The organism is Cellvibrio polysaccharolyticus (genome assembly GCF_015182315.1).
Lineage (GTDB): Bacteria > Pseudomonadota > Gammaproteobacteria > Pseudomonadales > Cellvibrionaceae > Cellvibrio > Cellvibrio polysaccharolyticus.
This window is the reverse complement of sequence record NZ_PRDL01000001.1, coordinates 1,685,480-1,698,100: the sequence shown is the minus strand read 5'-3', so window position 1 is coordinate 1,698,100 and position 12,621 is coordinate 1,685,480. Positions and strand designations below refer to the sequence as shown.

Annotated in this window: 10 protein-coding genes; 6 read left to right on the top strand and 4 right to left on the bottom strand. The window is 52.0% G+C overall.

Annotated features, from left to right (window positions below; genetic code table 11):
* Positions 1–40: 40 nt before the first annotated feature.
* On the bottom strand, positions 41–2,353 hold the full coding sequence (locus tag C4F51_RS07285; protein ID WP_328701426.1) for a DNA translocase FtsK: 2,313 nt from the start codon (positions 2,351–2,353) through the stop codon (positions 41–43).
* 426 nt (positions 2,354–2,779) lie between these two features.
* On the opposite strand from C4F51_RS07285, the gene trxB reads away from it, so the two are divergent.
* The 4 genes from trxB (at position 2,780) to infA (ending at position 5,879) form a co-directional block, all read left to right on the top strand.
* On the top strand, positions 2,780–3,724 hold the full coding sequence (trxB, locus tag C4F51_RS07280) for a thioredoxin-disulfide reductase (RefSeq protein WP_193908531.1): 945 nt from the start codon (positions 2,780–2,782) through the stop codon (positions 3,722–3,724).
* Positions 3,725–3,934: 210 nt separating this feature from the next.
* Positions 3,935–4,642 (top strand): leucyl/phenylalanyl-tRNA--protein transferase, encoded by a 708-nt coding sequence (gene aat, locus C4F51_RS07275; protein WP_193908529.1) that lies wholly within the window; start codon positions 3,935–3,937, stop codon positions 4,640–4,642.
* A 127-nt stretch (positions 4,643–4,769) separates the two neighbouring features.
* A complete protein-coding gene (locus C4F51_RS07270; protein WP_193908527.1) occupies positions 4,770–5,477 on the top strand; it encodes an arginyltransferase in 708 nt (235 codons plus the stop codon).
* A gap of 183 nt (positions 5,478–5,660) precedes the next feature.
* Positions 5,661–5,879, top strand: coding sequence for a translation initiation factor IF-1 (gene infA, locus C4F51_RS07265; protein WP_193908524.1), 219 nt, complete (start codon positions 5,661–5,663; stop codon positions 5,877–5,879).
* 91 nt (positions 5,880–5,970) lie between these two features.
* Here the strand turns inward: infA and clpA are convergent, their stop codons facing one another.
* Complete coding sequence (clpA, locus tag C4F51_RS07260) at positions 5,971–8,265, bottom strand: ATP-dependent Clp protease ATP-binding subunit ClpA (protein ID WP_193908522.1); 2,295 nt, start codon at positions 8,263–8,265, stop codon at positions 5,971–5,973.
* 53 nt (positions 8,266–8,318) lie between these two features.
* Positions 8,319–8,693, bottom strand: a complete 375-nt coding sequence (clpS, locus tag C4F51_RS07255; protein WP_193912436.1) for an ATP-dependent Clp protease adapter ClpS — start codon at positions 8,691–8,693, stop codon at positions 8,319–8,321.
* Positions 8,694–8,985: 292 nt separating this feature from the next.
* Here clpS and cspD point away from each other — a divergent pair, with 292 nt between their 5' ends.
* Positions 8,986–9,237, top strand: coding sequence for a cold shock domain-containing protein CspD (gene cspD, locus C4F51_RS07250; RefSeq protein ID WP_193908520.1), 252 nt, complete (start codon positions 8,986–8,988; stop codon positions 9,235–9,237).
* Between the two features lie 170 nt (positions 9,238–9,407).
* Here the strand turns inward: cspD and C4F51_RS07245 are convergent, their stop codons facing one another.
* Positions 9,408–11,633, bottom strand: coding sequence for an NADP-dependent isocitrate dehydrogenase (locus C4F51_RS07245; RefSeq protein WP_193908519.1), 2,226 nt, complete (start codon positions 11,631–11,633; stop codon positions 9,408–9,410).
* Between the two features lie 199 nt (positions 11,634–11,832).
* Here C4F51_RS07245 and C4F51_RS07240 point away from each other — a divergent pair, with 199 nt between their 5' ends.
* Positions 11,833–12,618: a pseudouridine synthase gene (locus C4F51_RS07240; RefSeq protein WP_328701321.1), complete on the top strand. Its 786-nt coding sequence runs from the start codon at positions 11,833–11,835 to the stop codon at positions 12,616–12,618.
* Positions 12,619–12,621 lie beyond the last annotated feature (3 nt).

The following is a 12,621-nucleotide window of genomic DNA, read 5'->3' as shown; positions in this document are numbered from 1 at the left end:
GGATGTTTCATCCTGTTCAGGTTGTTTTGTAATCGGGCGATCAGGATCGCCCACCTGGCACCAGTACTTCACGGTTGCCATTATGGCCGGCAGCAGATACTACGCCGGCAGATTCCATGGTTTCAATCAGGCGTGCCGCCCGGTTGTAGCCGATTCTCAATTTGCGCTGCACCGACGATATGGATGCTTTGCGGGATTCAATCACAAAGGCTACAGCTTCGTCGTAAAGCGCGTCGGATTCATTATCGCCGTCTTCGCCACCTTCACTGGCCATACCGGGTACAGGAATGCTGTTGTTGCTTTCATCGGTAATGCCGTCAATGTAATCCGGCTCGCCACGGCGTTTCCAGTCAGCCACCACCTTGTGCACTTCGTGGTCGTCAACAAAAGCGCCATGCACCCGCACCGGCACACTGGTGCCCGGTGGCAAATAAAGCATGTCACCATGCCCCAGCAATTGCTCGGCACCGCCCTGGTCGAGGATGGTACGCGAGTCAATTTTGGAAGAAACCTGAAACGCCATACGGGTAGGTACGTTTGCCTTGATCAAACCGGTAATAACATCTACCGACGGACGCTGGGTGGCAAGAATCAAATGGATACCCGCTGCCCTCGCCTTTTGGGCAATACGGGCAATCAGTTGTTCCACTTTCTTGCCAACAATCATCATCATGTCAGCAAATTCGTCGATCACGACCACAATGGCTGGCAGTGTGGAGAGATTCGGTGCGGTAGCAACGTCTTCACCGGCTTCGTAATGATCTTCGGGTTTGAAGGTCGGGTCAGCAATGGGCTGCCCGGCTTTTTCGGCATCTTCAATTTTGCGATTGAAACCGGCGAGGTTACGCACTCCCAATGCCGCCATCAATTTGTAGCGGCGCTCCATCTCGCCCACACACCAACGCAAGCCGTTGGCGGCATCTTTCATGTCGGTAATAACCGGCGTCAACAAATGCGGAATACCTTCGTACACGGAAAGCTCAAGCATTTTCGGGTCTACCAGCATCAACCGCACTTCTTTGGGGGATGATTTGTAGAGCAGGCTCAGCAACATGACGTTAACGCCCACCGATTTACCGGAACCGGTAGTACCCGCCACCAGCAAGTGCGGCATCCGCGCCAGATCAGCCACAATCGGCTCACCGGCGATGTCATGGCCGAGCGCCATGGTCAACGGCGACTTGGCATTTTCATAAACTTCAGAAGAGATGACCTGGCTCAGACGGACAATTTCGCGGTGCGCATTGGGAATTTCGATCCCCATGACCGATTTGCCCGGAATAACCTCAACCACACGCACACTGACTACCGCCAGCGAACGCGCCAGGTCTTTGGCCAAGCCGGAAATACGGCTGGCCTTAATGCCAGGCGCCGGCTGGATTTCAAAGCGGGTAACTACCGGCCCGGGCTGCACCGAAACCACTTCGATATCAATACCAAAATCTTTCAATTTGATTTCAAGCAACTTGGACATCGCTTCCAGCGACTCTCTGGAATAACCTTTGTCACTTTTTCTATCAGCCGGGTCGAGCAAACTCAGTGCAGGCAAATCGCCCACCACCGCCGGGTCAATAGTTTCAAAAATGGAAACCTGCCGTTCTTTCTGCACCCGTGGGCTGGGCGTGGCTTTTTTCGGTGGCTCGGTAATTACCGGCGGAATACGCTTGGCCTCTTCTTTTACATGGCGGGCAGCCACCTCACGGCGGTGTTGCTGCGCTTCTTCGGCCAGTTTCAATTCATGTTTTTCACGGCGGTAAGACAAGAGTTTTGCCTGCGCTTTTTCCAGCCCCAACAACACCAGGCGGCCCAGCTCGTCCATCACCGCAAACCAGGAGAGGTCGGTAAAAATGGTCAAACCAAACAGGAAAATGGCCAGCAGCATCAAGGTGCCACCGATGTAGCTGAAAGCGCCATCCACCAGATCGGAAATGGCACCGCCCATCAACCCGCCATTGGAGTAAGGCAATACCGATTCACCGCCGCTGTAATGCATGGCCGCCAGACCGGTGCCTGCCACCATCACCAGAATCAAGCCGACGCTGCGCAGAGCAATTAACAGCCAGTCAATATCGTCACGGTGTGCGCGGTCACGGAATAACCGCCAGGTGCGCCAGGCCAGCAAAACCGGAAATAAATAGGCGAGATAGCCGAATAAAGAAAAGAAAATGTCTGACAGCCAGGCGCCAAAAGGACCACCCAGATTGTGAATCTGATGATTGTCACCGGTGCGCGACCAGCCGGGGTCGGCAACGTCATAGCTGAACATGGCCAGCAACAAATACAGGCAGATGACCGCCAGACCGATCAGTAAACCTTCCCGTAATATCCGTACCAGAGGGCCGGGCTCATTCACCTGGGGGGCGGCTTTGCGGCGGGAGACTTGGGCATTACTTGATTTCAAAACGCTTATCCTGAGTTAACACACCCGCAAGCGCTCAGTGCTTGGGGTATTTCCGGACAGTTTACTGCGGATATGGCGGGTTGCAGTCACCCGATCCACAGAATAACCTGCCGGTTGAGATAAAAGACCTATTGTAATGGCTGTCAGAGGTTTTGCCATTACTGGTGCTGCAAGAGGATACAGTATCCTATATTTGCCCGGTGTCGTGTAGAAACTTGTCCCTATAGCTTTCCCCAATGTGATGTATAGCCGCATACAATTTTGCGCAGCTCTCACTATTCACTTATTATGCCGGAAAATTCAGCGCGGCCAGGTACAGCCTGTTTTCGGTATCGAAAGCCTGACCCTTTTAATTTCATGTGTTTAAGGATTATCGATATGAGCGACGTTCAACACCATCGTTTGATTATTCTCGGTTCCGGCCCTGCCGGTTACACCGCCGCCATTTACGCAGCGCGCGCCAATTTGAAGCCGGTTGTTATTACCGGTATGCAGCAAGGCGGTCAATTGACCACCACCACCGAAGTGGAAAACTGGCCGGGCGGCGTACATGATTTGCAGGGTCCGGATCTGATGGTGCAAATGCAGCAACACGCCGAGCGTTTCAATACTGAAATCCTGTTCGATCACATTCATGAAACACGCCTTACCGAGCGTCCGTTCAAATTGATCGGCACCAATACCTACACCTGTGACGCGCTGATTATTGCAACCGGTGCATCCGCACAATACCTCGGTTTGCCATCCGAAGAAAACTTTATGGGCAAGGGCGTAAGCGCCTGTGCGACCTGTGACGGTTTCTTCTACCGCGACCAGAAAGTTGCCGTGGTGGGCGGTGGTAATACTGCGGTTGAAGAAGCGCTCTATTTGTCCAACATTGCCGCCGAAGTAACGTTGATTCACCGTCGCGACAAACTGAAGTCCGAGAAAATTTTGCAAGACAAATTGTTTGCCAAAGTAGAAAGCGGCAACATTAAAGTGATCTGGAATCATCAACTGGAAGAAGTACTGGGTGATGACAGCGGTGTTACCGGCTTGCGCCTGAAAAGCACCACCGATGGCACAGAGCAAGCGATCGACGTTGCCGGTGTGTTCATCGCTATCGGCCACAAGCCCAACACCGATATTTTTGAAGGCCAGCTGGATATGAAAGATGGCTACATCAAAATCAAAAGCGGTCTGGAAGGCGGTGCTACATCTACCAATGTTCCGGGCGTTTTTGCCGCTGGCGACGTAGCCGATCATATTTACCGCCAGGCAATTACCTCTGCCGGTGCCGGCTGTATGGCCGCGCTGGACGCCGAGAAATATCTGGATAATTAACAGGCTACACCGGGTCGATAATCGCAAGGTTATCGACCTTATTTCTGTCTGTTATTTTTATCTGCTTGACACCAACCCTTACCTTTTCGAAATACTACCTTGCCGAAGGCCGGGTTATTACGAACTGTTTCCGCTTCTGAAAAAATCTTTCACGACCAAAATCAATCCCTGATAAGCTTCGATGCTATTCATCACTACGCCTGTTTGCGCATGATTCCGTGGCTTTCACCTGACAATTTGTTATTCCCGCCTGTCGAGATGGCCTTGACCGAGCCCGATGGTCTGCTGGCTGCCGGTGGCGACCTTTCCAGCCAACGTTTGCTGGCGGCTTACCATCGCGGTATTTTCCCCTGGTACAATCCTGGCGAACCGGTTCTTTGGTGGAGCCCGGACCCGCGCACGGTCATTTTTCCGGCCGAATTTCAACCCTCGCAAAGTTTGCGCAAACTATTACGCAAAAATCATTTTCGTATTACTTTTGATCAGCAATTTTCAGCCGTTATGCGCGAATGTGCTGCAGCCACGCCGGAGCGCCCGGCCACCTGGATCAGCGACGACATTATTGAGGCCTACACGCGGCTGCATCACCAGGGGCATGCCCACTCGGTAGAAGTTTGGCAGGATGATCAACTGGCAGGCGGTTTGTACGGCATTGCACTGGGACAGGTATTTTTTGGCGAATCCATGTTCAGCCGGGTTAGCAATGCATCGAAAATTGCTTTTGCAACGCTGATGTCACAGCTGGCGCAGTGGCAATTTGCCGTGGTTGATTGTCAGGTAGTGAACGACCATTTGTTAAGCCTTGGCGCCATGGAAATTCCCCGCAGGGACTTTCAGAAACTGCTGCAGACCTATGTACCCCAAGCGTCTCTTGCGCCACAAGGTCACTGGCGGGCGCAGGAAATGTGCGGCAATTAAAGCCTGGCCGCGGATTTTGGATGATTCGGCCAGCGCCTGTTACACTGAATTAGCCCCACACCGTTTTCGGGGAAGAGTTTGAAGTTTTGCACTGATATGCAGGAGTTGGCAGTACGCTGGTATTGATATGACCGACCTTTCCCACTTGCGTCTTTTCGCTACTCAGCCACACCCATGCAGTTATCTCGAAAACCGGGAGGCAACCACCGTATTTGTCGATCCGGAGGCCGAAATTAACAGCCAGGTTTACAGCGAGCTGTCCCGCATGGGCTTTCGTCGCTCCGGCGCCCATCTCTACCGCCCCCACTGCAGCGCTTGTCAGGCCTGTATTTCCTGCCGCATTCCGGTGATGGGCTTTGCCCCCAACCGCAGCCAGCGCCGCTGTTGGCAACGCAACCAGGATATTACGTGCCATACAGTTACTTCCATCCGCACTGAGGAACACTACCGCCTTTATGAGCGCTACATCCAGTTGCGCCATCGCGATGGCGATATGTATCCGCCCTCGGAAGCGCAATATAACGCCTTTTTAACCAGCGAATGGGGGGTGAGCCATTACCTGGAATTTCGTCTTGAACAGCGTTTGATTGGCGTCGCGGTCTGTGATCGACTGGAAGATGGCTTATCGGCAGTCTATACCTTCTTCGAGCCTGAACTGGAGAAGCGCAGCCTGGGTGTTTTTTCCATTCTCAGCCAGATTGAACAGGCGAAGCAGGCCGCCCTGCCCTACGTTTATCTGGGCTATTGGGTGAAGGGTTGCCAGAAAATGCAGTACAAAATTCAATACCGCGCTATTGAATTACTGGTAAACCGCCGCTGGGTGCTTTTGCGATAGTGTTGGAGACATCACCGTTTTCCGGAAAAATTCGCCCGGTTTTGCCAATCTGACGCGCTTTCTGCCATGACCTTACCAAATTAAAGGCTTTTCCATGCATTTCGCTTGGCTATGGCTACAAACTCAGGCACAATTCGCACCTATTTTTTATCCTATCCGATCAGGAAACGAGGACGCTGCCGCATGGCAAAAGAAGACAATATTGAATTCGAAGGCGAAGTAGTTGATACCCTGCCAAATACCACCTTTCGTGTGAAGCTGGAAAACGGCCACATTGTTACTGCTCACATCTCCGGAAAAATGCGCAAAAACTACATCCGCATTCTGACGGGCGACAAAGTAAAAGTAGAAATGACCCCCTACGACCTGAGCAAAGGTCGCATTACTTACCGCGCACGCTGATCCTGTCAGCCCCGGCATTGCCCGGGAATCAGGTTTTCCTTATTCCATAAACAACAAAAGCCGCTAAAGCGGCTTTTGTTGTTGGTTCGGTTTATGCCGGCTGCAAGGATTGCCGGGTGCTGATTTCGATGGAAAGCTGGTCCTTGTAAGGATCAACATCTACCGACACAGTACCGCCACCGTTGGACAGCGAGCCAAACAGAATTTCCTCTGCCATGGGCTTTTTAAGTTTTTCCTGAATCAGCCTTGCCATCGGACGGGCACCCATTTTTTCGTCGTAACCGTTAATTGCCAACCACTCACGCGCTTCCTCGCTGATCTCAAGCGTTACACGCTTCTCGTCCAGCTGGGTTTGCAGCTCCATCAGGAACTTGTCGACCACGGTCTTGATGACCGACAGGGTCAGTGGTGCAAATTGCACAATGGCGTCCAGACGGTTACGGAACTCCGGCGTAAACATCTTTTTGATCGCTTCCATACCGTCGGTAGCATGATCCTGATGGGTAAACCCGATGGAAGGGCGGCTCATCAGTTCGGCACCGGCGTTGGTGGTCATGATCAAAATAACGTTGCGGAAATCGGCCTTGCGCCCGTTGTTATCGGTCAGCGTGCCGTGATCCATTACCTGCAACAACAGGTTGAACACTTCCGGGTGCGCTTTCTCGATCTCATCTAGCAACAGCACACAATGCGGCTGTTTGGTAATGGCATCGGTCAACAAACCACCCTGATCAAAGCCGACATACCCCGGAGGCGCACCAATCAAACGCGATACGGTGTGGCGCTCCATGTATTCGGACATATCAAAACGCACCAGATCAACGCCCATGCATTTGGCCAGCTGACGGCACACCTCGGTTTTACCGACACCGGTCGGGCCGGCGAACAGGAAGGAACCGATAGGCTTGTCTGCAGAGCTCAAACCGGCACGGGACAGCTTGATCGCCGTTGCCAGAGTGACAATGGCTTCATCCTGACCAAACACGGTCATCTTCAGATTGGTATCCAGCTTGCGCAGCTGTTCCTTGTCCGAAGAAGAAACGCTTTTCGGGGGAATGCGGGCGATTTTTGCAACCACGTTTTCTACATCCACCACACCGATCGTTTTCTTGCGCTTGCTGACCGGTTGCAACTGTTGGTAAGCGCCCGCTTCGTCAATCACATCAATGGCTTTATCGGGCAGGAAGCGGTCAGTGATATAACGCTCGGCCAGTTCTGCCGCCGCCCGCAAAGCCGGGTCGGTGTAACGTAAATTGTGGTGCTGCTCAAAGCGGCTCTTCAAACCTTTCAGAATTTGATAGGTTTCTTCTACCGATGGCTCGTCCACATCCACTTTCTGGAAACGGCGGGACAAGGCTCTGTCCTTATCAAAAATGCCGCGGTATTCCTGGTAAGTGGTTGAGCCCATGCAGCGAATTTCACCGGATGACAGCAACGGCTTGAGCAAATTGGATGCGTCCATCACGCCACCGGAGGCCGCGCCAGCACCGATAATGGTGTGAATTTCATCCACAAAGAGAATCGATTTTTTCTGCTTTTTCAGCTCCCCCAGCAACCCTTTGAAACGTTTTTCAAAGTCGCCACGGTATTTGGTGCCGGCCAGCAGAGCCCCCATATCGAGTGAATAGACAACGCTATCTACCAGCGCATCCGGCACTTCGCCATCGACAATGCGTTTGGCCAGACCTTCGGCAATAGCGGTTTTACCCACCCCGGACTCACCCACCAGCAGCGGGTTGTTTTTGCGGCGACGTGCCAGGATCTGGCAGACGCGTTCAACTTCAAATTCACGGCCCACCAGCGGATCAATACGACCCTGCATGGCCAGTTCGTTCAGATTACTGGCATAGCTTTCCAGCGCGGTTTGCCCGCCGGATTCGCCGGTAATAGCGTCTTCTTCAGATTGTTCGTGAGATTGACCCGGCTCGTGGCCGTGTTCAGCCTGGCCGGAAACCTTGTGAATACCGTGGGTAATAAAATTGACCACGTCGATGCGGGCAACACTTTGTTGCTTGAGATAATAAACGGCCTGGCTTTCCTGCTCGCTGAAGATCGCGACCAACACATTAGCACCGGTCACTTCCTGCTTGCCGGAAGACTGCACATGGAAAACCGCGCGCTGCAAAACCCGCTGAAAGCCAAGTGTCGGCTGGGTTTCACGCTCGGAATCATCTTCGGGAATCAGTGGTGTGGTGGAGTCAACAAATTCCACCAGTTCCTTGCGCAACGAATTCAGATCGGCACCACAGGCTTTCAGCACGTTTGCCGCTGAATCATTGTCTACCAGAGCCAACAGCAAATGCTCCACTGTCATAAATTCGTGGCGTTTGGAGCGAGCACCTTTAAAGGCGAGATTTAAGGTAATTTCCAAATCTTTACTTAACATCGGGTTCACCTCTTGCGGCTGGCAACTAAACGGGTAAGAGCAGGAAACGCCTTTTACCTTTCTTCATCCTCTATTACTTCGACCTCACATAACAGCGGATGCTCATTTTCCCTGGCGTAGCGATTAACCTGAGCTGCTTTGGTTTCGGCTACGTCACGACTGTAGATGCCACAAACTGCACGGCCCTGATAATGCACCGCCAACATGGTATCGGTTGCTTTTTCGCGTGACATCGCAAAGAAACTCTCAAGAATCTCTACTACAAACTCCATTGGTGTGTAGTCATCATTCAACATAATGACCTTGTAAAGTGAAGGCCGTTTGAGCTTCGGGCGAGCTTCAAGCGTTGCCAGTCCACCGTCCGAATCCCTGTCGGCCAGATGATCTTCTTTTCCTAAGGTTAGCTGAAACTTTTCCGAATATCCCATAATGCGCCGTTGGTGTCTGAAAATTTTTTCCATTCTAACCTATTGTCGAACCGGTCACTAATCCCGTATCGAAACCCTGCAACTCTTGACAGGGCTGTCATTTCCCGATAAAAATCCCATGCTGCTCAAATATCCGGCAGCACGAGTTTGTAATTCATCCCATGGCACCCTGCCATACGCATTACAACTCAAATTCCCAAACTTCACCTCAGAGATTTTCTCTGGAAAATAATAACGAAAAGGTGTGGGAGTGCTTTCATCAGCTCTTACACCAAGGCAGAAGGATTTCATCATGCCTACAGGTACTGTCAAATGGTTCAACAATGCAAAGGGTTATGGCTTCATCGTTGCAGATGAGGGCGAAGAAGACCTGTTTGCACACTACTCCGCTATTCATATGGACGGTTACAAAACCCTTAAGGCGGGTCAGCCGGTTTCTTTTGAGATCACACAGGGAGATAAAGGACTACATGCGGTGAACATCGCACCCGTATCATCGGATAATTTTCAGGATGGCTATCGCGAAAAAACCGAGGTTGCCTGATTCTTTTCCATAACACTGAGATGGGGAGCACTCCGGAGGATTTCAATGCCGGACATAAGAGTTTAAAGAAATATAAATATAACTATTTATATCCCCGTCAAAACACATTCCTTAAAAACAAAAAAACCGATCGCTTTCACGATCGGTTTTTTTAATGCGACTCAAATCGGTTACTTGATGTCAGCCAGGGCTGCATTGAACGTAGCGCTTGGACGCATGGCTTTCGCCAGCAAGGCTTCATCAGGACGGTAGTAACCGCCGATGTCTACCGGCTTGCCGGAAGCTGCTTTCAGCTCACCAACAATCTTCTCTTCATTTTCAGTCAGTACTTTGGCCACCGGGGTGAACTTGGCTTTCAGCTCGGCATCGTCATTTTGTGCTGCCAACGCTTCTGCCCAGTAAACAGCCAGATAGAAATGGCTGCCACGGTTATCCAGCTCACCGGCTTTGCGGCCTGGTGATTTGTTGGTATCGAGGAACTTGCCATTGGCCTGATCGAGGGTTTTGGCGAACACTTTGGCTTTGGCATTGCCAGCCGTAGCTCCCAAATGATCCAGTGATTCAGACAAAGCCAGGAACTCACCCAGAGAGTCCCAACGCAGATGGCCTTCTTCCACAAACTGCTGAACGTGCTTGGGCGCAGAACCGCCAGCACCGGTTTCAAACAAACCACCGCCATTCATCAACGGCACGATGGACAACATTTTGGCGCTGGTGCCCAGTTCCATGATCGGGAACAGGTCAGTCAGATAGTCGCGCAATACGTTACCGGTTACGGAAATGGTGTCTTTACCTTCGCGGATACGATCCAGGGTGTACTGAGTCGCTTCCACCGGTGACTTGATGTAGATTTCCAGGCCGCTGGTGTCATGGTCTTTCAGGTAGGTTTCTACTTTTTTGATCAGCTGCGCGTCGTGAGCACGGGCAGAGTCCAGCCAGAATACCGCCGGAGTAGAAGAAGCACGGGCACGATTAACGGCCAGCTTCACCCAATCCTGAATCGGCGCGTCTTTAACCTGGCAGGCACGCCAGATGTCACCCGCTTCAACGGTTTGTTCGAGCAATACTTTTCCGCTGGCATCAACAACACGAACGCTACCATCGAAAGGAATTTCGAAAGTCTTGTCGTGCGAACCGTATTCTTCTGCTTTCTGAGCCATCAGGCCAACGTTAGGCACGCTACCCATGGTAGACGGATTGAACGCACCGTGCTTTTTACAGTCTTCAATCACAGTCTGATAAACACCGGCGTAGCAACGATCCGGGATAATGGCTTTGGTGTCTTGCAGCTTGCCTTCGGTATTCCACATTTTGCCGGAATCACGAATCATCGCAGGCATGGACGCATCAACGATTACATCGCTTGGCACGTGCAGGTTGGTAATACCCTTGTCAGAATTCACCATAGCCAGCGCCGGACGGGTGGCGTAAATCGCTTTGATGTCAGCTTCAATTTCAGCTTGCTTGTCAGCCGGCAGGGTTTTGATTTTGGCGTAAAGGTCGCCAAGGCCGTTATTCAGATCCACACCCAGATCTTTCAGGGTCTTCTCGTGCTTGGCCAACGCCTCGGCGTAGAACACAGACACAACGTGACCGAAGATAATCGGGTCAGACACTTTCATCATGGTGGCTTTCAGGTGCACAGAAAAAAGCACACCTTTTTGCTTGGCATCTTCAATTTCAGCAGCAATAAAAGTACGCAGAGCATTTTTGCTCAATACCGATGCATCAACAATTTCGCCAGCCAGAACAGCGGTTTTTTCTTTCAGTACTTTGCTAGTGCCGTCTTTACCCACCAGTTCAATACGCAGCGAACCGGCTTCGGAGATCAATACCGATTTTTCGCTACCGTAGAAATCGCCTTGGGTCATATTGGCAACGTGAGATGCTGAATCAGCCGCCCAGGCGCCCATTTTGTGCGGGTTTTTACGAGCGTAATTTTTGACAGACAGGGGTGCACGACGGTCAGAGTTACCTTCACGCAGTACCGGGTTTACCGCGCTGCCTTTGATTTTGTCGTAGCGGGATTTGGCTTCTTTCTCGGCATCGTTCTTCGGCTCTTCCGGGTAATCCGGCAGCTTGTAACCCTGCGCTTGCAGCTCTTTGATCGCTGCTTTCAATTGCGGAACAGAAGCACTGATGTTAGGCAATTTAATGATGTTGGCTTCAGGACGATTGGCCAGCTCACCGAGCTCTGCCAGATGGTCACCAATACGCTGCTCGGCCGTCAGTTGCTCCGGGAAACTGGCAATAATACGACCCGACAGGGAAATATCACGCGTCTCAACCTGGATGCCTGAAGAGCGGGTAAAAGCTTTAACAATAGGGAGCAGGGAGTGAGTGGCTAACGCGGGGGCTTCGTCTGTTTCGGTGTAGATAATTTTTGAATCGGTCATTTTTACTTTAACTCCATTAACGCATGCTAAAGAGCAATACAAAGCGCGCCACGCCAACTCAGTGCCGCACGCACCCTGGGGACAGAGGGGTCAAGAAATACTTCCGCAAGCTGAAAACCTCCCGAAATCATGGTTTTCGCATCGGGACACGCTCGGGAAACCGCGCGGAGTATAACAGTGATGTAAAGTTTTCGCATTCGTGAAACAATGCGTAATGGTGGCTTCTTTTACCCAACCGACTGAATTTACTGGAAAAATGGCAAAAATTATTCTCTTTAACAAACCTTATGGCGTCCTGTCGCAATTTACCGACAAGGAAAACCGTCCAACCTTGTCCGCTTATATCAAGCTGCCCGGCTTTTACCCGGCAGGCCGGCTCGACCATGATTCTGAAGGGCTGTTGTTACTGACCGATGACGGCCAGGTGCAGCACCACATTGCCCACCCGGCCAACAAGATGGAAAAAACCTACTGGGTACAGGTAGAAGGTGCGCCCACCAGCTATGCGCTGAGCAAGCTTGGCCAGGGCGTTGAGCTGAATGATGGCATGACCCTGCCCGCCAAAGTGCGTCTGATACCGGCACCGCGTTTGTGGGAGCGGGAAGTGCCCATCCGCGAACGCAAAACCATCCCTACCCAATGGCTGGAAATATCCATTAGCGAAGGCCGCAACCGCCAGGTGCGCCGCATGACGGCCGCTGTGGGCCACCCTACTCTGCGGCTGGTGCGGGTTCGCATCGGCAACTGGACCATTGACGATATTGAACCGGGCAAGTACCAGATAGAAACCCTGAGCCTGCCCAAGGGTGCCGCCGCCGCACGACCACAACGCCCTGCCGGTAAACCGCGCAGCGGCGAGGCACGCCGTAATGACGGCCCTAAAAAGCCGCCACGCCCCGCTGCTGCGAAAAAAACGCCGGCACCCGCGCCGGCGAAAAAGCCGCTGATCATTCAGAAAAAAGCACCGCGCACTTCCCCGAAATAGCGC

Coding starts and splice junctions, on each gene's coding strand:
- infA (WP_193908524.1), top strand. CDS start 5,661: ATGGCAAAAGAAGACAATATTGAATTCGAAGGCGAAGTAGTTGATACC.
- clpA (WP_193908522.1), bottom strand. CDS start 8,265: ATGTTAAGTAAAGATTTGGAAATTACCTTAAATCTCGCCTTTAAAGGT.
- aat (WP_193908529.1), top strand. CDS start 3,935: ATGATTCCGTGGCTTTCACCTGACAATTTGTTATTCCCGCCTGTCGAG.
- cspD (WP_193908520.1), top strand. CDS start 8,986: ATGCCTACAGGTACTGTCAAATGGTTCAACAATGCAAAGGGTTATGGC.
- clpS (WP_193912436.1), bottom strand. CDS start 8,693: ATGGGATATTCGGAAAAGTTTCAGCTAACCTTAGGAAAAGAAGATCAT.
- C4F51_RS07245 (WP_193908519.1), bottom strand. CDS start 11,633: ATGACCGATTCAAAAATTATCTACACCGAAACAGACGAAGCCCCCGCG.
- C4F51_RS07270 (WP_193908527.1), top strand. CDS start 4,770: ATGACCGACCTTTCCCACTTGCGTCTTTTCGCTACTCAGCCACACCCA.
- trxB (WP_193908531.1), top strand. CDS start 2,780: ATGAGCGACGTTCAACACCATCGTTTGATTATTCTCGGTTCCGGCCCT.